This window comes from Streptomyces sp. NPDC050988 (assembly GCF_044456225.1).
Taxonomy (GTDB): Bacteria; Actinomycetota; Actinomycetes; order Streptomycetales; family Streptomycetaceae; genus Streptomyces.
This window is the reverse complement of the sequence record NZ_JBITFQ010000016.1, coordinates 169409-189182: the sequence shown is the minus strand read 5'-3', so window position 1 is coordinate 189182 and position 19774 is coordinate 169409. Positions and strand designations below refer to the sequence as shown.

The following is a 19774-nucleotide window of genomic DNA, read 5'->3' as shown; positions in this document are numbered from 1 at the left end:
CTACTCAGGGGCTACGCCCCCGAACCCCCAAAAGATTGCGCAGTTCCCCGCGCCCCTTAGGTTTTTAGGGGCGCGGGGAACTGCGCGACCAGCCCCCACCGGGCCCGCACCCAAAAACACACCCCCACGGGGCCTGGGGCGGAGCCCCAGGGGACGGGAATGGGTAGGGGCGGCGGGGGCGAGAAAAGACCCCAGACGCACCACGGCGCCCACCATCGTCCGGTCGGGGACAAAAAGCAGGCGCCGCGTTCAGTTCCGTACGCCTTTGTACGGGACGTCTTTGGGGTGGAGCGTCAGACCATGACGGATCAGACCATGAAGGATCAGACCATCAGGGAGCGGTCCGTGGGGCGGATCGGGGCCGGCAGTTCACTCGCCCCGGTCAGGAAGCGGTCGACCCCGCGGGCGGCCGAGCGCCCCTCCGCGATGGCCCAGACGATGAGGGACTGACCGCGCCCGGCGTCACCGGCGACGTACACGCCGGGGACGTTGGTCGCGAAGTCGGCGTCGCGGGCGATGTTGCCACGCTCGTCCAGGCCGAGGCCGAACTGGGAGACCAGGCCGTTCTCCTGGTCGGTGCCCGTGAAGCCCATGGCGAGGGTGACGAGCTGGGCGGGGATCTTGCGCTCCGTCCCCGCCTTCTGCGTCAGCTTGCCGTCGATGAACTCGACCTCGACGAGGTGCAGCCACTGCACGTTGCCGTCCTCGTCGCCCTCGAAGTGGGTGGTGGAGACGGAGTAGACGCGCTCGCCGCCCTCCTCGTGCGCGGAGGTGACCTTGTAGAGCATGGGGAACGTCGGCCAGGGCTGGTGCGGAGCCCGGTCCTCGCCCGGCTGGGGCATGATCTCCAGCTGCGTGACGGAGGCCGCGCCCTGACGGTGGGCGGTGCCCACGCAGTCCGCGCCCGTGTCGCCGCCGCCGATGACGACGACGTGCTTGCCCTCGGCGGTGATCGGGGGCGCCACGTAGTCGCCCTCCTGCACCTTGTTGGCGAGCGGCAGGTACTCCATCGCGAAGTGGATGCCGTTCAGCTCACGCCCGGGGACGGGCAGGTCGCGGGAGACGGTCGCGCCGGCCGCGATGACCACGGCGTCGTACCGCTTGCGCAGGTCCGTCGCCTTGAGGTCGCGGCCGATCTCGATGCCCGTACGGAAGCGGGTGCCCTCCGCGCGCATCTGCTCGATGCGGCGGTTGATGTGCCGCTTCTCCATCTTGAACTCGGGGATGCCGTAGCGCAGGAGGCCGCCGACGCGGTCCGCGCGCTCGTAGACGGCGACCGTGTGACCGGCCCGCGTGAGCTGCTGGGCGGCGGCCAGGCCCGCCGGGCCCGAACCGATGACCGCGACCGTCTTGCCGGAGAGCCGCTCGGGGGCCTGGGGCGCGACGTCGCCGCTGTCCCATGCCTTGTCGATGATCGAGACCTCGACGTTCTTGATGGTCACGGCGGGTTGGTTGATGCCGAGGACGCACGCCGACTCGCACGGGGCGGGGCAGAGCCGACCCGTGAACTCCGGGAAGTTGTTCGTGGCGTGCAGACGCTCCGAGGCGGCGGACCAGTCCTCGCGGTACGCGTAGTCGTTCCACTCGGGGATGAGGTTCCCGAGCGGACAGCCGTTGTGGCAGAACGGGATGCCGCAGTCCATGCAACGGCTGGCCTGCGTGGGGATGATGGGGAGCAGCGAGCCCGGAACGTAGACCTCGTTCCAGTCCTTGAGACGCACGTCCACCGGACGGGTCCTGGCGACCTCGCGGCCGTGGTTGAGAAAGCCCTTGGGATCAGCCATTGGTCGCCGCCTCCATCATCTTCTCGGTGATCTCGGTCTCGGTGAGACCGGCTCGCTCGGCGGCGTCCTTGGCGGCGAGCACTGCCTTGTACGTGCTGGGGATGATCCTGCTGAAGCGCTCCACCGACACGGCCCACTCGGCGAGGAGCTTCTCGGCGACCGTGGAGCCGGTCTCCTCGGCGTGGCGGCGCACGACGTCGTGCAGCCACTGCTTGTCGGTGTCATCCAGCTCCTCGACCGCGCCGAGGTTGCCGACGTTGACGTTGTCGCGGTTCAGGTCGATGACGTACGCGATGCCGCCCGACATACCGGCCGCGAAGTTGCGGCCCGTCTCGCCGAGCACGACCGCGTGACCGCCGGTCATGTACTCGCAGCCGTGGTCGCCCACGCCCTCCGAGACGACCGTCGCGCCGGAGTTGCGGACGCAGAACCGCTCGCCGGTACGGCCCCGGAGGAACAGCTCGCCGCCGGTCGCGCCGTACGCGATGGTGTTGCCCGCGATCGTCGAGAACTCGGCGAGGTGGTCGGCGCCCCGGTCGGGACGGACGATCACCCGGCCGCCGGAGAGGCCCTTGCCGACGTAGTCGTTGGCGTCGCCCTCCAGGCGCAGCGTCACACCGCGCGGCAGGAAGGCGCCGAAGGACTGGCCGGCCGACCCGGTGAAGGTGATGTCGATGGTGTCGTCGGGCAGGCCCGCGCCACCGAACTTCTTCGTCACCTCATGGCCGAGCATGGTGCCGACCGTGCGGTTGATGTTGCGGATCGCGACCTGGGCGCGCACCGGCTGCGCACCGGTCGCGGAGTCCGCGGCGAGCGCGTCGGCGGCGAGCTTGATCAGCTCGTTGTCGAGCGCTTTCTCCAGGCCGTGGTCCTGCTCGATGACCTGGTGGAGCGGGGTGCCCTCGGGCAGCTCGGGCACGTAGAAGAGCGGGGACAGGTCCAGGCCCTGCGCCTTCCAGTGGGTGACCGCGCGCTCCACGTCGAGGTGCTCGGCGTGGCCGACGGCCTCCTCGATCGTGCGGAAGCCCAGCTCGGCGAGGATCTCGCGGACCTCCTCGGCGATGAACTCGAAGAAGTTCACGACGTACTCGGCCTTGCCCGCGTACCGGTCGCGCAGCACCGGGTTCTGCGTGGCGATGCCGACCGGGCAGGTGTCCAGGTGGCAGACGCGCATCATGACGCAGCCGGAGACGACGAGCGGCGCGGTCGCGAAACCGAACTCCTCGGCGCCGAGCAGCGCGGCGATGACGACGTCACGGCCGGTCTTCAGCTGGCCGTCGGTCTGTACGACGATGCGGTCGCGCAGGCCGTTGAGCAGCAGGGTCTGCTGGGTCTCGGCGAGGCCCAGCTCCCAGGGGCCGCCCGCGTGCTTCAAAGAAGTAAGGGGCGAAGCGCCCGTACCGCCGTCGTGGCCGGAGATGAGGACGACGTCCGCGTGCGCCTTGGAGACACCCGCGGCGACCGTGCCGACGCCGACCTCGGAGACCAGCTTCACGTGGATCCGCGCCTGCGGGTTCGCGTTCTTCAGGTCGTGGATCAGCTGGGCGAGGTCTTCGATGGAGTAGATGTCGTGGTGCGGCGGCGGGGAGATCAGGCCGACACCCGGGGTGGAGTGCCGGGTCTTGGCGACCCACGGGTAGACCTTGTGGCCGGGCAGCTGGCCGCCCTCGCCGGGCTTGGCGCCCTGGGCCATCTTGATCTGGATGTCGTCCGCGTTGACCAGGTACTCGGAGGTCACACCGAAGCGGCCGGAGGCGACCTGCTTGATGCTTGACCGGCGCGCCGGGTCGTACAGACGGTCCGCGTCCTCGCCGCCCTCACCGGTGTTGGACTTGCCGCCCAGCTGGTTCATGGCGATGGCGAGCGTCTCGTGGGCTTCCTTGGAGATGGAGCCGTAGGACATGGCGCCGGTGGAGAAGCGCTTGACGATCTCGCTGGCCGGCTCGACCTCGTCGATGGAGATCGGCTCGCGGCCGGACTTGAGGCCGAACAGGCCGCGGAGCGTCATCAGCCGCTCGGACTGCTCGTTCACGCGGTCCGTGTACTTCTTGAAGATGTCGTAGCGGCGGGTGCGCGTGGAGTGCTGGAGGCGGAAGACCGTCTCCGGGTCGAACAGGTGCGGCTCGCCCTCGCGGCGCCACTGGTATTCGCCGCCTATGTCGAGGGCGCGGTGCGCGGGCGCGATGCCGCTGGCCGGGTACGCCTTCGCGTGGCGGGCGGCGACCTCCTTGGCGATGACGTCGATGCCGACGCCGCCGATCTTGGTGGCCGTACCGATGAAGTACTTCTGGACGAAGGCCGTGTCGAGACCGACGGCCTCGAAGACCTGGGCGCCGCGGTAGGAGGCGACGGTCGAGATGCCCATCTTGGACATGACCTTGAGGACGCCCTTGCCGAGCGCGTAGATCAGGTTGCGGATGGCCTGCTCGGACTCCATGCCGGGGAGGAACGTTCCCGCCCGGACGAGGTCCTCGACGGACTCCATCGCGAGGTACGGGTTGACGGCCGCGGCGCCGAAGCCGATGAGGAGGGCCACGTGGTGGACCTCGCGGACGTCGCCGGCCTCGACCAGCAGGCCCACCTGGGTGCGCTGCTTGGTGCGGATGAGGTGGTGGTGGACGGCCGCGGTGAGCAGCAGCGAGGGGATCGGCGCGTGCTCGGCGTCGGAGTGACGGTCCGAGAGGACGATCAGCCGGGCGCCGTTCTCTATGGCGGCGTCGGCCTCGGTGCAGATCTCCTCGATGCGCGCGGCGAGCGAGTCGCCGCCGCCGGAGACCCGGTACAGGCCGGAGAGCGTCGCGGCCTTCATGCCCGGCATGTCGCCGTCGGCGTTGATGTGTATGAGCTTGGCCAGCTCGTCGTTGTCGATCACCGGGAAGGGCAGGGTGACGCTGCGACAGGACGCGGCGGTCGGCTCCAGCAGGTTGCTGGCGGGGCCGAGGGAGGAGCGCAGCGAGGTGACGAGCTCCTCGCGGATGGCGTCCAGCGGCGGGTTGGTGACCTGCGCGAACAGCTGGGTGAAGTAGTCGAAGAGCAGGCGGGGGCGCTCGGAGAGGGCCGCGATCGGCGAGTCCGTGCCCATGGAGCCGAGGGGCTCGCCGCCGGACTTGGCCATGGGCGCGAGGATGACGCGCAGCTCTTCCTCGGTGTAGCCGAAGGTCTGCTGGCGACGGGTGACGGAGGCGTGCGTGTGCACGATGTGCTCACGCTCCGGGAGGTCCTCCAGCTCGATCTCGCCGGCCTCCAGCCACTCCGCGTACGGGTTCTCGGCGGCGAGGTCGGCCTTGATCTCGTCGTCCTCGATGATGCGGTGCTCGACGGTGTCGACGAGGAACATGCGGCCGGGCTGCAGGCGGCCCTTGCGGACGACCTTCGCGGGGTCGATGTCGAGGACGCCGACCTCGGAGCCGAGGACGACGAGGCCGTCGTCGGTGACCCAGTAGCGGCCGGGGCGCAGACCGTTGCGGTCCAGTACGGCGCCGACCTGCTTGCCGTCGGTGAAGGTGACACAGGCCGGGCCGTCCCAGGGCTCCATCATCGTGGAGTGGAACTGGTAGAAGGCGCGGCGGGCCGGGTCCATGGAGTCGTGGTTCTCCCACGCCTCCGGGATCATCATCAGCACGGAGTGCGGGAGCGAGCGGCCGCCCAGGTGCAGGAGTTCGAGCACCTCGTCGAAGGACGCGGAGTCGGAGGCGTCGGGCGTGCAGATCGGGAAGATCCGGTCGATCTTCTCCTGGTCGCCGAAGAGGTCGGAGGCGATCTGCGACTCGCGGGCCACCATCCAGTTGCGGTTGCCCTTGACCGTGTTGATCTCGCCGTTGTGCGCGACGAAGCGGTACGGGTGGGCGAGCGGCCAGCTCGGGAAGGTGTTCGTGGAGAACCGGGAGTGCACGAGCGCGATCGCGGAGGCGAAGCGGCGGTCGGACAGGTCCGGGAAGAAGGGCTCCAGCTGGCCGGTGGTCAGCATGCCCTTGTAGACGATGGTGCGGGCGGAGAGCGACGGGAAGTACACGTCGGCCTCGCGCTCGGCGCGCTTGCGCAGCACGAACGCCTTGCGGTCGAGATCGATGTCCTGGCTGGAACCGTCCGTCACGAACACCTGACGGAAGAGGGGCATCGTCGAGCGGGCGGTGGCGCCGAGGAGTTCGGGAGCGGTCGGGACCTCGCGCCAGCCGAGGACCGTCAGACCCTCGTCGGCGGCGATCGTCTCGATCCGTGAGACGGCCTCATCGGCGGTGTCCTCCGGAAGGAAGGCGATACCGACCGCGTACGAGCCTGCCTCGGGCAGCTCGAATTCGACCACCTCGCGGAAGAAGGTGTCGGGCACCTGGGAGAGGATGCCGGCCCCGTCACCGGAGTCGGGCTCCGAGCCGGTCGCGCCGCGGTGCTCCAGATTGCGGAGCACGGTCAGCGCCTGCTCGACCAGCGCATGGCTCGCCTCACCGGTGAGGGTGGCCACAAAGCCGACGCCACAGGCGTCGTGCTCGTTGCGCGGGTCGTACATCCCCTGCGCGGCAGGGCGAGCATCCATGAAGGACCAGTTCTGGCCATTCGCGGAGTGCTGGGACGGCTGGCGCGGCGTACGCATCGGCTCTCCCGTCGTCGTCGTGGCATATGCAAGTGCCGAGGGACGACGTTGGCCCTCTGCGAAAGGTGCAAAATTTCGTGCAGGTTACATGATGGAGCCGTTCTCGGGAACCGGATACGGCGTTCCAACATGCGGACGCCGCGGGTCGCGGCGGAGGCCGCTCGTGGCGGCTGAACAAGGGGACCTTTTCGGACAGATCAATGACCGTCGGCCCGATCGCGGCAGGCAACGTCGCCCAACGCTTCAATTGCTGTGCAGGCGTCATTGCCCGCAGCGCTTACGGCTCATGCCCAGTGGTTAAGGATTCGAAACCGCGGAGTAACGACTACTTATGCAGTCCCTTGCATAGCTGCTCGACTCAACGGCGCGCGGGTCATCCTACGGCCGTACCGAACAGAGTGCCCAGGGCGTACGTCACACCGGCCGCGGCGCCACCCAGCGCGAGCTGTCGCAGTCCGCTGTACCACCAGGACCTCGCGGTCACCCTGGCCACGATCGCACCGCACGCGAAGAGCCCGAGGAGCGCGAGCAGCAGCGCGGGCCACAGGGCGGTCGCGCCGAGCAGGTAGGGAAGTACGGGGAGCAGGGCACCCAGGGCGAACGAACCGAAGCTCGACACGGCGGCGACGGACGGCGACGGCAGGTCACCGGGATCGATGCCCAGCTCCTCCCTGGCGTGTATCTCCAGGGCCTGCTCGGGATCCCTCGACAGTTGCCGGGCGACCTCACGGGCGAGACCGGGCTCGACGCCCCGTGCCTGGTACAGCTCGGCGAGCTCACGCTCCTCGTCCTTCGGGTGCTTCCTCAACTCCCGCCGCTCGACGTCGAGTTCGGCCTCGACGAGTTCGCGCTGCGAGGCGACGGAGGTGTACTCGCCGGCCGCCATGGAGAAGGCACCGGCGGCCAGCCCCGCGAGCCCGGTGATCACGATCGTCCGATGGGACACGGCACCGCCGGCCACGCCCGTCATCAACGCCAGGTTGGAGACCAGACCGTCCATCGCACCGAAGACGGCGGGACGCAGCCAGCCGCCGCTGACATCCCGGTGCGTGTGGTTGTCACGGTGCGCCTCGTGAAGCGCCGCCTCGGTCTCGATGATGGCCATGCCCGGATCTCCCAAAGTGCCACTAGGACTGGAACTGCACTGCAACTTAGACTATTTCTACTCTTGGACAACACCCAAGCTACGCCCGAAATTTCACTCCCGCCAGCAAGGAAGGCCGTACTTACCTGGGCTTTCGCCGCCCTTCGCTCATCCGTAGAGACCTGCGCACAAATGTCGACCGGGTGACGCTGAGGCGTGCGAGGCTCCGCCGAACCACTTGATGGGGACAGATCCGCAAAGGGTCCCTCAGACCTTCCGGGACCCCGCGATGGAGAGGCACCGTCATGGCTTCGATTGCCTGCGTTCCCTCGGTCCCGGCCCCCGGGGACGCCGCCGGTCTCCGCGATCGGGCGCGCGGCGCGCTGCTGGGACTCGCCGTCGGTGACGCACTGGGGGCGCCCGCCGAGAACATGAAGCCGTCCGAGATCCGCGCACGCTGGGGCCGCATCACGGGGTACGTGACCGAGACCCCGGCCGGCACGGACGACACGGAGTACGCGATCTTCTCCGGGCTGCTCCTGGCCCGGCACGGTTCGGCTCTCACACCCCGGCATGTGGAGGCGGCCTGGCACCACTGGATCGCCGACCTGGACGAGGGGCCCTTCCGGGGCGCGGGCTTCAGCGAGCGGGGCACGCTGGAGAACCTGCGGCGGGGCCTGGCCGCCCCGATCTCGGCCCAGCACCGGCACGCCTGGAGCGACGGTCTCGCCATGCGCGCGGCCCCCTTCGGTGTCTTCGCGGCGGGCCGCCCCGCGGAGGCCGCCCGCCTGGTGGCGATCGACGGTTCGGTGAGCCACGACGGCGAGGGCATCTACGGCGGCCAGGCGGTCGCGGCGGGCGTGGCCGCGGCGATGGCGGGCGCCCCGACGATGGTGGTGGTCGCCTCGGCGCTGGCGGTGATCCCCGACGACTCCTGGACGGCCCGCTCCCTACGCCGCGCCGTCGCCTGCGCCCACCGCGGCGAACGCGCCGTCCGCTCCGCCGTCGTCATCGGCGGCTACCCCTGGACCGACCTCGCCCCCGAGGCCGTCGCCCTGGCCTTCGGCGCGTACGCGGCGGCCGACGGCGACTTCACGGAAGCGGTCCTCACCGCCGTGAACATGGGCCGCGACGCCGACACCACGGCAGCGGTGGCGGGCGCCCTGGCCGGCGCGACGAAGGGCGCCACGTCGATCCCTCCCACCTGGTCGGCAGCCATCGGCCCGGCAAAGGGCAGCTGCCTCCCATCCATGCAGGGCCACCACATCCTCGACGTGGCGGACCTCCTGACCCCGGACGAGGACGAGGTACCCCAGTGAAACCAGAACTACTGAACGACCCGAACGAGGGCGCCCCTTCAGGGGCGGCTTCGCCAGGGGCGCGGGGAACTGCGCACTCAGCCCCCACTGACCCGCACATCACACTCCGGACCCCCACCACCCCTTCAGGGGCGCGAGGAACTGCGCGCCCAGCCCCCACGAACCCGCACATCACACTCCGGGCCTCAGCCCCATCAGGGGCGCGGGGAACTGCGCAACAAGCCACAACGGACCCGCACATCGCACACCGGCCCGACGCCCCGCGGCGAATCGAAGGCCTCCTCCTCGGCCTGGCGGCGGGCGACGCCGCAGGCTGGCCCGCCGCCAGGCACAGAGCCGCCCGCATGCCCGAGTGGACCAGACGCCTCACCCGAGAACTGGACACCTTCGCCGAACAGAACGCCACAACCACCCTCCCCGTCCCCATCGCCCTGAACCAACCCCCGGAACCCCTGCGCCTCGGCCCCTCGGACGACGCCGAATGGGCGGCCTTCGCCGCGGAAGCGGTCCTGCGCGCCACCGACCCCGGCGCACTCGGCGACCTGAGCCGAGAACGCCGCATGCGCGCCGCCATCGACCTCTCCTGGAACGCCATCGCCAGCGAAGTCGCCGCGGCAGCGGACCGCGCCCCCGAGGTCGAGTCGGCCGTACTCCCCCTGCGCGCCCGCATTTCCGTACGGGCGGGTCTCGGCAACCTCGCCACCGGCCTGCGCCCGCCCGCCACCGGCCACGACAACCCCCACTACTTCGACGACGCGGCCTGCGTACGAGCCTGCGTGCTGGCCGTGGCCCACGCCGGGGACCCCCAACTCGCCGCGGAACTGGCCGAGTTCGACGCCCGCTACACCCAGGACGGCGACGGCGTGCACGGCGCCCGCGCGATGGCGGCGGCGCTCGCCCTCGCCCTGGCCGGCGAGGACGCCGACACCTGCGTGACAGCCGCACTCGCCGAACTACCGGAGTCCACGGAGATCGGCCGCAACGCCCGCCACGCGCTGACGCTCGCCCACGAGGCCGACAGCGCCTTCAGCCTCGTACCCCTGCTGGAGCACCAGATCGTCGACCACGTCTACAGCTACGGCATCGCCGCCGCCGAGACCGTCCCGGTGGCCCTCGCCCTCGCCACCGCCTCGCACGGCCGGATCGCCGAGGCGGTACCCGCGGCCGCGTGTCTGTCCCGGGTGGCGGACTCGGCCCCCGCTCTCGTCGGCGCGCTGACCGGCGCGATCGGCGGCGGCACGGCGATCCCGGTCTCCTGGCGAGACGCGTGCCGCACGCTCTCGGGCTGCGCGCTCCCCCGCCTGACCGGCACGGACCTGGTGGAACTCGCCGAACTGCTGGCAGCCACGGAACTGGCCCTCTCGGGGGGATGATTCGGACATGACGCCCACCGCACCCGCAACCCTGGAAGAACGGATCACCCGCAGCCTCGTCGGGGCCGCCGTCGGCGACGCGCTCGGCGGCCCCGTCGAGGGCTACTCCCCCGAGCAGATCGCCGAACGCCACGGCGGCCGGGTCCACGGCATCGTCGGCCCCTGGAACGGCGACGACTGGCGCACGGCCCGCCCCATCGCCCCGTACCACAAGGGCGACGGCCACGTCACCGACGACACCTTGATGACGCACGCGCTGGTACGGGTGTACGCGAAGGTCCGCGACCACCTGGACGCCTACGCCGTCGCCGACCACCTGGTCCCCGACCTGATGACGACCCCGCGCTGGATCCCGGAGCTGGAGGCCGAGGCACTCCCCCTCCACCGGATCTTCCTGGCGGAGAAGTGGCTGGTGACGAGGATCCACTACGGCCACGTGGACCCCCGCGAGGCCGGCACCGGCAACATCGTCAACTGCGGTGCCGCGATGTACATGGCCCCGGTCGGCCTGGTCAACGCGGCCAACCCGGCGGGCGCGTACGCCGAGGCGCTCGACATCGCGGGGGCCCATCAGTCGTCGTACGGACGCGAGGCCGCGGGCGTGTTCGCGGCGGGGGTGGCGGCGGCCTGCACGCCCGGCGCGACCCCGGACTCGGTGATCGAGGCCTGCCTGTCCCTGTCGAAGGACGGCACACGGGCGGCCATCGAAACGGTCTGCGACACGGCATCGCGCTACGCGGACTTCGAGTCGGCGCTACGCCCCCTGCGCGAGGCGGTGGCGCCCTACGACACGGTCGGCCCCGACTACCGCGCCCCGTCCCTGGGCGCCCGTCGCCCCTCCCGCATCCATTCCATCGAGGAACTCCCGGTCGCCCTCGCCATGTTGCTGATCGCCCGCGGCGACTACCGGCACACAGTCCTGGGCTCGGTGAACTACGGCCGCGACTGCGACTCCATCGCCACGATGTCCGGCGCTCTCGCGGGCGCCCTCGGTGCGGAGATCCCGCCCGACTGGGCCAAGACGGTCGCGGAGTCCAGCCGCCTGGATCTGCAGGCCCCCGCGACGACGCTCACAGAGGTGACCCGCGAGATCTTCACCCGCGACACCGCCCGCCGCCGCACCCACGAGACGGCCTACGCGGAGCTGTCATGACCCTCCTCCTGCGACTGACCTGGGTCCAGCCGGAGGACCTACTGGGCCACGAACTCCACCAGGCGGAGGAGGACGGCCGAGAACCATCGGCCATCGCGTCACGCTGGCACAGGGCAGGCGGCCCCCAGTCCCCCCAACGAGCAGGCGCTTCCTCTCACCCGGTCTCCCCCTACCTAAGGGCACTGGCCCAGGACCTCCTGGACGAACTGACGGACCTACCAAGCAGGTTGAAGGACAAGGAACCAACAGCCCTGCCCAGGATCCGGGCCCTATGCCCCAACTGGCCCACAACGGCAGAGGACCCCCTCTGCACCGCTGTGGGCAGGCGTTCCGCAAGGGCGGAACGGGTGGGCACAGCGGACCCCAGCCGCAGCTCCGGGGGTCTGGGGGCAGCGCCCCCAGTTTCGGGAAGGGGTGGGTCTGGGGAAGAAGAAACATCCCTGCCCCCCACCACACTCCACCCCCGCCTGGAAGCCGCCTGGCTAGGCAGAGCCGCAGGCTGCCTACTCGGCAAGCCCGTAGAAAAACTCCCCTTGGACGGCATCAGAGCGCTGGCCAGAGCCACCGGCAACTGGCCCCTGACCACCTGGTTCACAGAACGAGGCCTCCCCCCGCACCTCAAGGCCACCCACCCCTGGAACCGCCGCTCCGCGACCACCTCCCTCGCCGAGAACATCGACGGCATGCCGGAGGACGACGACCTCAACTACCCCCTCCTGAACCTCCTGCTCCTCCAACGCCACGGCAGGCACTTCACCACCACGGACGTGGCCCGCCTCTGGCTGGACGAACTCCCCGCAGGCCGTACGTTCACCGCGGAACGCGTCGCCTACCGCAACCTCCTCGACGGCATCGAACCCCCGCACACGGCCCGCCACCGCAACCCGTTCCGCGAATGGATCGGCGCCCTGATCCGCGCGGACGCCCACGGCTGGACCAACCCGGGCGCCCCGGCGACCGCCGCGGAACAGGCCCACCGGGACGCCACCCTCACCCACACGGCCAACGGCGTCTACGCGGCGATGTTCGCGGCGGCCGCGATCGCCGAGGCGGCCACGGGTACGAGCGACATCCACGCCTGTCTCCGTACGGGCCTCACCGTCGTACCCCCCGAGTCCCGCCTCGCCGAAGCCGTCCGCCACGGGATCCAACTGGCCATGGAACACCGGGACTTCGAGACCATCGTCGACGAACTGCACGCCACCCACGCCGCGTACCACTGGGTCCACGCCATCCCCAACACGGCCCTCCTCGCCGCCGCCCTCACCCACGCGGACGGGGACTTCACGGCGTCCATCTGCCGTGTCGTGTCGGGTGGCTGGGACACGGACTCGAACGGCGCGACGGCCGGCTCGATCACGGGCCTGCTCGCGGGCGCCCCCGAAGCGATCCCGTCCCGCTGGACGACCCCCCTCAAGAACCGACTGGCCACGTCCGTCGGCGACTTCAACGGCACCGGCTTCGACACCCTCGCCGACCTGACAGCCCAACTGGCGACCCGTCCGACCACCTGACCGAACGCCGCCCCCCTCCCTCCGCATGGCCAACTCCCCAGCCCCAGCCCAAATCCCCCACCAGGAGTCCCCCCACCCATGACGCACACCGCCGTGACCGCACCGGCACCCCTCACCGGCCTCCGCGTCCTCGACCTCGCCACGCTCTTCGCCGGCCCCCTCGCCGCCACGATGCTCGGCGACTTCGGCGCGGAGGTCATCAAGGTCGAGCACCCCCGCAGACCGGACCCGTCCCGCGGCCACGGCCCGTCGAAGAACGGCATCGGCCTGTGGTGGAAACTCCTCGGCCGCAACAAACGCACGATGACGCTGGACCTCTCCACCAACGGCGGCCGAACCACCCTCCTCCGCCTCGCCGCCTCCACCGACGTGATCATCGAGAACTTCCGCCCCGGGACCCTGGAGAAATGGGACCTCGGCTGGGAGGAACTGTCCGCCGCGAACCCCCGCCTGGTCCTGGCCCGCGTCACCGGCTTCGGCCAGTTCGGCCCGTACGCGCACCGCCCCGGCTTCGGCACGCTCGCCGAGGCGATGAGCGGTTTCGCCGCGATCACCGGCGAACCGGACGCCCCGCCGACCCTCCCGCCCTTCGGCCTCGCCGACTCGATCGCGGGCCTGGCCACGGCGTACGCGGTGATGACGGCCCTCGCCGCCCGCGACCGCACGGGCCGCGGCCAGGTCGTCGACATGGCGATCATCGAGCCGATCCTCACGGTCCTGGGCCCGCAGCCGCTCTGGTACGACCAGTTGGGCCACGTCCAGCCCCGCACGGGCAACCGCTCCCAGAACAACGCGCCCCGCAACACCTACCGCACCGCCGACGGCAGTTGGGTCGCCGTCTCGACCTCGGCCCAGTCGGTCGCCGAACGTGTGATGCGCCTGGTCGGCCGCCCCGACCTGATCGTCGAACCCTGGTTCACCACCGGCGCGGAACGGGCCCGCCACTCCGACGTCCTCGACGAGGCGGTCGGATCGTGGATCGCCCTTCACACCCGCGAGCAGGTCATCGCGGAGTTCGAGAAGGCGGAGGCGGCGGTGGCCCCCATCCAGGACGTACGCGACGTCATGACGGACCCTCAGTACGCCGCCCTCGACACGGTCACCACCGTCGACGACCCCGAACTGGGCCCACTGCGCATGCAGAACGTCCTCTTCCGCCTCACCGACACCCCCGGCGGAATCCGCTGGGCGGGCCGCCCGCACGGCGCCGACACGGACACCGTCCTCGCCGAACTCGGCCTGACGGAGGCCGAGATCACCACGCTCAGATCGGAGGGCGCCCTGTGACCACGGAAGCCACCGGCGCCACAGGCGCCACGGGAGCGACCGACGCCTTCCCTCTCACCTGGCTCTACGTCCCCGGCGACCGCCCCGAGGTGGTGGCCAAGGCCCTGGTCGCGGGGGCCGACGTGGTCGTCGTCGACCTGGAGGACGCGGTCGCCCCCGACCGCAAGGAGTACGCCCGCGCCGCCACCGCCGACCTCCTGTCCGAGCCGTCCCCGCTCCCGGTCCCGGTGCACGTGCGCGTCAACGCCCTGGACAGCCCGGAGTCCGTCGCCGACCTGCGGACCCTCGCCGCGCTCCCCGCCCTGTCGAGCCTCGCTGGCATCCGCCTGCCCAAGGTCACGACGCCCGCCCAGGTCGTACGTACGGCGGACAGGGCCCCGCACATCCCCCTGTACGCCCTCCTGGAATCGGCCCTCGCCGTCGAGCACGCCTACGTGATCGCCACGGCCCACCCCGCCCTGCGCGGTATCTCGCTCGGTGAGGCCGACCTCCGGGCCGACCTCGGCGTACGCGACGACGCGGGCCTCGACTGGCCCCGCTCCCGAGTGGTCCTTGCCGCCCGGGCGGCAGACCTGGCCCCGCCGCCCCAGTCCGTCCACCCCGACGTACGCGACCTCTCCGGTCTGGCCGCGTCCTGCGCCCGCGGCCGCGCGCTGGGCTTCCTCGGCCGCGCGGCCATCCATCCCCGTCAGCTCCCGGTGATCGAGACGGCCTACCTCCCGACCCCGGAGGACATCGAATCGGCCGAGTCGGTCGTCAAGGCCGCGGCCACCCACTCCGGCGCCCAGGCCCTCCCGGACGGCCGCTTCATCGACGCGGCGGTGGTGGCTGCGGCCCACCGCACCCTGGCACTGGCCCGCCGCCGCTAGCCGTGCACGCACACGTGGAGGGGGCGCCCCAACTGCTCGGGGCGCCCCCTCCACGTACGAACGAGGTCAGACCTTCTTCGCCGACTCGGCTTCTTCGTCCTTCGCCTCGGCGGAACTCGACGAGTCGTCGGTCTCCGGCTCGGAGGAGCCGGAGTCTGAGACGGCCTCGGCCGTCTCCGACTCGTCCTGGGGCTTTTTGGCCTCGGACGTCTCAGCGTCGGACTTCTTGTCCTCCGAGTCCTTGTTCTCGGAGTCCTCGTCCTCGGACTTCTTGTCCAGCTTCACCGCTGCGCCGTCGTCGTCGGTGTCCCCGTCGGAGGCACCCGGTTCGACGACCTCTTCGCGTCCCGGACGGCGCCGGGCCGACAGCACGATGTAGAGGACGGCGAGGAGGAAGACGACGATCGAGGTCCACTCGTTGAGACGCATCCCCAGGAAGTGGTGGGCCTCGTCGACCCGCATGGCCTCGATCCAGAAGCGGCCCGCGCAGTACGCGGCCACGTACAGGGCGAAGGCGCGGCCGTGGCCGAGCCTGAAGCGCCGGTCGGCCCAGATGACGAGGACCGCGACACCGATGCACCACAGCGACTCGTACAGGAAGGTCGGGTGGTAGTAGCCCGGCACCCGGCCGTCCGTCGAGGACGTGATGTGCAGCGCCCAGGGGAGGTCCGTCTCCCGCCCGTACAGCTCCTGGTTGAACCAGTTGCCCCAGCGGCCGATGGCCTGCGCGAGGGCGATACCGGGCGCGAGGGCGTCGGCCCACGCGGGCAGCGGGATCCCACGGCTGCGGCAGCCGATCCAGGCACCCACCGCGCCGAACGCGATGGCGCCCCAGATACCGAGGCCGCCCTCCCAGATCTTGAAGGCGTCGACCCAGTCCTGACCCTCGCTGAAGTACAGCTGGTAGTCGGTGATGACGTGGTAGAGCCGTCCGCCGACGAGACCGAACGGCACGGCCCACACGGCGACGTCCGCCACGGTGCCTGGTCGGCCCCCGCGCGCGATCCATCGCTTGTTGCCGAGCCAGACGGCTACGAAGACGCCGATGATGATGCAGAACGCGTAGCCGCGCAGCGGAATGACGCCGAATAGTTCGTACACTCCGCGCGACGGGCTGGGGATGTAGGCAATTTCCATGGCGGAGTCGACGCTACCCTGCCGGGCGGCAGGTACGGCAACCCGCCCGGGCTACGGCTCCATAACGAGACCGACGGGACCCACGAGGCCTCCGGTGCGGATGTGACACCCGCGAAGCGCCGCGCGGCCCACCGGCCTCCTGCTCGACCTCAGACCTCAGCGCCTCCCACCACGGCGCCTCGCGACCTCTGCCTCAGTCCCCGCGCCTCACGCCTTGTCGGCCTGCTGCACCATCTGCTTCAGCTTCGCCGGGGTCATCGACTGGTCCTGGTAGATGTTCTTGCCGTTCAGCAGCACCGTCGGTGTGCCGCTGAAGCCGCCGCCCTGGAAGGCCTGGTGGGACTTGGCGACCCAGCTGTCGTGCGCGCCGTCGTCGACGCACTTCTTGAACGTGCCGGTGTCCAGCCCGTCGACCTTGCCGGCCAGCTCGATCAGTTTGCTGTTCTTCGCGTACGCGTCGTCCGTCTCGGCGGGCTGGTTCTCGAACAGCACGTCGTGGTACGCGGTGAACTTCCCGGCGTCCTGGGAGCATGCCGCTGCGTTGGCCGCGCGCAGGGAGCCGCTGCCGCCCATGTTCCCGTCGATCAGGGTCGCGAGGTGGTACTCGACCTTGAGCTGTCCGGCGTCCGTCAGCTCGTGGATCGTCGAGCGGTAGGCGTCCTCGAAGCTCTTGCAGGCCGGGCAGCGGAAGTCCTCCCACACGGTGAGGGTGGACTTGGCGCTCTCCTTGCCGACGGGGATGGCGAGGCTGTCGTCGCCGTTCGCCCCCGAGGGGGCCGTCACCGGGCCCGACGTGTCGGTCTTGTCCTTGCCCGCGTTCGCCGCCAGCACGCCGCCGATCGCGGCCAGTGCCAGGACGCAGACGACGGCACCGCCCACGATCAGCACGCGCCGGCGCTTCTCCGCCGTCTTCTGCTTCGCTCGCTCTTCCGCCAGCCGCTCGCGGGCGGTGCGCTTTCCCTCACGGTTCTTCTCGCTCACATCCCGCAGAACGAACCGGGGAGGCGCACCGCGCCTCCCCGGCCCCAGGTCCACCCGTTCGAGTGAGCGGATTGTCCGTTACGTGCTCGAACGGACATGGGTCACGCCGTGCCGCGCACACCCTTCGCGAGGTCGGCGGCGAGGGCGCGTACGGCGTCCAGGCCCGCGGCCTCGTCCGGGGCGTCCAGCATCCGCTTCACGAAGGCGGAGCCGACGATGACGCCGTCGGCGAAGCCCGCGACCTCGGAGGCCTGCTCGGCGTTCGAGACGCCGAGGCCGACACAGACCGGGATGTCGGTGGTGGCCTTGGTGCGCCGCACCAGGTCCTGGGCCTGCGCGCCCACGGACTCACGCGTGCCGGTGACGCCCATCAGCGAGGCCGCGTAGACGAAGCCGGAGCCCGCCTTCGTGATCTCGGCGAGCCGGGCGTCCTGGCTGCTGGGCGCGACGACGAAGACGGTCGCGAGGCCGTGCTTCTCGGCGTGCTCCCTCCACAGCGCGGACTCCTGCACGGGCAGGTCGGGCAGGATGCAGCCCGCGCCGCCCGCCTCGGCCAGCTCGGCGGTGAAGCGCTCGACGCCGTAGCGGTCGATCGGGTTCCAGTACGTCATGACGAGGACGGGTTTGCCGGTCGCCTCGTACGCCTCGCGGACCGTGCGCATGACGTCCGCGATCTTGACGCCGCCGCGCAGGGCGATGTCGTCGGCGGTCTGGATGACCGGTCCGTCGAGGACGGGGTCGCTGTGCGGCAGACCGACCTCGACGACGTCCGCGCCGCCCTCGAAGACGGCCTTGACGGCCGCGATCCCGCCGTCGACGGTCGGGAAGCCGGCCGGCAGGTAAGCGATGAGCGCGGACCGCCCCTCGGCCTTCGCACCGGCGAGGGTGTCGCTCAGCAGTTGGATGTTGCCGCTCACTTGGCGTCCCCCTCGATCTCCGCGCTGTCGCTGTCGGCGTCCGCCTCGACGACGGCGTCGGCACCCTCGTCGTACAGGCCGAAGTAACGGGCGGCCGTGTCCATGTCCTTGTCGCCGCGCCCGGAGAGGTTGACGACGATCAGCCCGTCGGGCCCCAGCTCCTTGCCGACCTCCAGAGCGCCGGCCAGCGCGTGCGCGCTCTCGATCGCCGGGATGATGCCCTCGGTACGGGAGAGCAGGCGCAGTGCCTGCATCGCCGCGTCGTCGGTCACGGCACGGTACTCACCGCGTCCGCTGTCCTTGAGGTACGAGTGCTCGGGGCCGATGCCCGGGTAGTCAAGTCCGGCCGAGATCGAGTACGGCTCGGTGATCTGGCCCTCCTCGTCCTGGAGGACGTACGACCGCGAGCCGTGCAGGATGCCGGGCTCGCCCGCGGTGAGGGTGGCCGCGTGTTCGCCGGTCTCGATGCCGTGTCCGGCGGGCTCGCAGCCGATGAGGCGTACGTCCGCGTCCGGGATGAAGGCGTGGAAGAGGCCGATGGCGTTGGAGCCGCCGCCCACGCAGGCGACGGCCGCGTCGGGGAGACGGCCCGCGCGCTCCAGGATCTGCCGCCTGGCCTCGACGCCGATGACGCGGTGGAAGTCGCGGACCATGGCGGGGAAGGGGTGGGGTCCGGCGACGGTCCCGAAGAGGTAGTGGGTGCGGTCGACGTTGGCGACCCAGTCGCGGAAGGCCTCGTTGATGGCGTCCTTCAGCGTGCGGCTACCGGACTTCACGGCGATGACCTCGGCGCCGAGCATGCGCATCCGGGCCACGTTCAGGGCCTGGCGCTGGGTGTCGATCTCGCCCATGTAGATGGTGCATTCGAGGCCGAACAGCGCGCAGGCGGTGGCCGTCGCGACGCCGTGCTGGCCCGCGCCGGTCTCGGCGATGACCCGGGTCTTGCCCATGCGCTTGGTGAGCAGGGCCTGCCCGAGCACGTTGTTGATCTTGTGGGAGCCGGTGTGGTTCAGGTCCTCGCGCTTGAGGAACACCCGGGCGCCACCGGCGTGTTCGGCGAAGCGCCGGACCTCGGTGAGGGAGCTGGGGCGGCCGGTGTAGTGGACGAGCAGGTCGTCCAGTTCCCGGGCGAACTCGGGGTCGGACTTCGCCTTGTCGTACTCCACGGCGACCTCGTCCACGGCGGCGACCAGCGCCTCCGGGATGAACTTTCCGCCGAACGCGCCGAAGTACCCCTCGGCGCTGGGGACCTGACCCTCGGGGTCGGGAATGAAGAACTCGCTGGACATGCGGTTACCTCGCAGGGGCGACAGCCCCGGGATTGGTCGGAAGGGGGTCACGGGGATCGCATGTCACCTTCGATGAGCCATGTTCGACAGCGCCCCGAAGGGGCGCGGGGCTGAATCGACATGCGGCTCCGCCTCGGGGCGCGACCAGCCCCCACCGGCCCGCGGGTTCATCACGGGACTTCCAGCGGAACGCCTGGACGCGGCTCAGCTCACCGCAGGTGACACGCGCCGACGCCATCGCATCCCGTTGACCTGGCCGGGCTCGTCACCGATGACGTACCGCACGCGGCGACCGTGCACCCGCCGCGCGGGCGCCCGGCAGCCGCGCGGACGGCAGCCGCGGGCGAGCCGTGCGTAGGGGCCACGGGCCACCGAGGGGCCCGCGGCGGCCGACCGTACGCGCGCCGGACCACCGTCGGGGCCGGGGCCCGGACGGGTGGTCGTGGCGGCGAGGGAACGGTCGGCGTACATCCGGAGTG

General features: G+C 70.8%; 14 protein-coding genes. 6 read left to right on the top strand and 8 right to left on the bottom strand.

Going from position 1 to position 19774, the window contains the following annotated elements:
• Nucleotides 1-323: 323 nt before the first annotated feature.
• The 3 genes from ACIBEI_RS30070 to ACIBEI_RS30060 form a co-directional block, all read right to left on the bottom strand.
• Nucleotides 324-1784 (bottom strand): glutamate synthase subunit beta, encoded by a 1461-nt coding sequence (locus ACIBEI_RS30070; RefSeq protein WP_398893360.1) that lies wholly within the window; start codon nucleotides 1782-1784, stop codon nucleotides 324-326.
• Nucleotides 1777-6372, bottom strand: coding sequence for a glutamate synthase large subunit (gene gltB, locus ACIBEI_RS30065; RefSeq protein WP_398893359.1), 4596 nt, complete (start codon nucleotides 6370-6372; stop codon nucleotides 1777-1779). The genes ACIBEI_RS30070 and gltB overlap by 8 nt, the downstream gene beginning before the upstream one ends.
• A 373-nt stretch (nucleotides 6373-6745) precedes the next feature.
• On the bottom strand, nucleotides 6746-7477 hold the full coding sequence (locus ACIBEI_RS30060) for a VIT1/CCC1 transporter family protein (protein WP_398893358.1): 732 nt from the start codon (nucleotides 7475-7477) through the stop codon (nucleotides 6746-6748).
• A 284-nt stretch (nucleotides 7478-7761) separates the two neighbouring features.
• On the opposite strand from ACIBEI_RS30060, the gene ACIBEI_RS30055 reads away from it, so the two are divergent.
• The 6 genes from ACIBEI_RS30055 to ACIBEI_RS30030 all read left to right on the top strand — a co-directional run bounded on the left by ACIBEI_RS30055 (nucleotide 7762) and on the right by ACIBEI_RS30030 (nucleotide 14971).
• Nucleotides 7762-8775 (top strand): ADP-ribosylglycohydrolase family protein, encoded by a 1014-nt coding sequence (locus ACIBEI_RS30055; protein WP_398893357.1) that lies wholly within the window; start codon nucleotides 7762-7764, stop codon nucleotides 8773-8775.
• Nucleotides 8703-10148, top strand: a complete 1446-nt coding sequence (locus tag ACIBEI_RS30050) for an ADP-ribosylglycohydrolase family protein (protein ID WP_398893368.1) — start codon at nucleotides 8703-8705, stop codon at nucleotides 10146-10148. Before ACIBEI_RS30055 ends, ACIBEI_RS30050 begins: the two co-directional genes overlap by 73 nt.
• A gap of 7 nt (nucleotides 10149-10155) precedes the next feature.
• The gene (locus ACIBEI_RS30045) at nucleotides 10156-11301 is read left to right on the top strand and encodes an ADP-ribosylglycohydrolase family protein (RefSeq protein WP_398893356.1); all 1146 of its coding nucleotides are present in this window, start codon (nucleotides 10156-10158) and stop codon (nucleotides 11299-11301) included.
• The gene (locus ACIBEI_RS30040) at nucleotides 11298-12815 is read left to right on the top strand and encodes an ADP-ribosylglycohydrolase family protein (protein WP_398893355.1); all 1518 of its coding nucleotides are present in this window, start codon (nucleotides 11298-11300) and stop codon (nucleotides 12813-12815) included. The genes ACIBEI_RS30045 and ACIBEI_RS30040 overlap by 4 nt, the downstream gene beginning before the upstream one ends.
• A 78-nt stretch (nucleotides 12816-12893) precedes the next feature.
• Nucleotides 12894-14102 carry a CaiB/BaiF CoA transferase family protein gene (locus ACIBEI_RS30035; protein WP_398893354.1) on the top strand — a complete coding sequence of 403 codons (1209 nt, stop codon included), beginning with the start codon at nucleotides 12894-12896 and terminating at the stop codon, nucleotides 14100-14102.
• A complete protein-coding gene (locus ACIBEI_RS30030; RefSeq protein WP_398893353.1) occupies nucleotides 14099-14971 on the top strand; it encodes an HpcH/HpaI aldolase/citrate lyase family protein in 873 nt (290 codons plus the stop codon). Before ACIBEI_RS30035 ends, ACIBEI_RS30030 begins: the two co-directional genes overlap by 4 nt.
• A 66-nt stretch (nucleotides 14972-15037) precedes the next feature.
• On the opposite strand, the gene lgt is transcribed toward ACIBEI_RS30030, so the two are convergent.
• The 5 genes from lgt to trpM all read right to left on the bottom strand — a co-directional run bounded on the left by lgt (nucleotide 15038) and on the right by trpM (nucleotide 19766).
• A complete protein-coding gene (gene lgt, locus ACIBEI_RS30025) occupies nucleotides 15038-16108 on the bottom strand; it encodes a prolipoprotein diacylglyceryl transferase (RefSeq protein ID WP_398893352.1) in 1071 nt (356 codons plus the stop codon).
• Between the two features lie 207 nt (nucleotides 16109-16315).
• Nucleotides 16316-17089, bottom strand: coding sequence for a DsbA family protein (locus tag ACIBEI_RS30020; protein WP_398893351.1), 774 nt, complete (start codon nucleotides 17087-17089; stop codon nucleotides 16316-16318).
• 101 nt (nucleotides 17090-17190) lie between these two features.
• Nucleotides 17191-18006 carry a tryptophan synthase subunit alpha gene (gene trpA, locus ACIBEI_RS30015; protein WP_398893350.1) on the bottom strand — a complete coding sequence of 272 codons (816 nt, stop codon included), beginning with the start codon at nucleotides 18004-18006 and terminating at the stop codon, nucleotides 17191-17193.
• Nucleotides 18003-19295 (bottom strand): tryptophan synthase subunit beta, encoded by a 1293-nt coding sequence (trpB, locus tag ACIBEI_RS30010; protein ID WP_398893349.1) that lies wholly within the window; start codon nucleotides 19293-19295, stop codon nucleotides 18003-18005. Before trpB ends, trpA begins: the two co-directional genes overlap by 4 nt.
• A 204-nt stretch (nucleotides 19296-19499) precedes the next feature.
• Nucleotides 19500-19766, bottom strand: coding sequence for a tryptophan biosynthesis modulator TrpM (gene trpM, locus ACIBEI_RS30005; protein WP_362074065.1), 267 nt, complete (start codon nucleotides 19764-19766; stop codon nucleotides 19500-19502).
• Nucleotides 19767-19774: the final 8 nt, after the last annotated feature.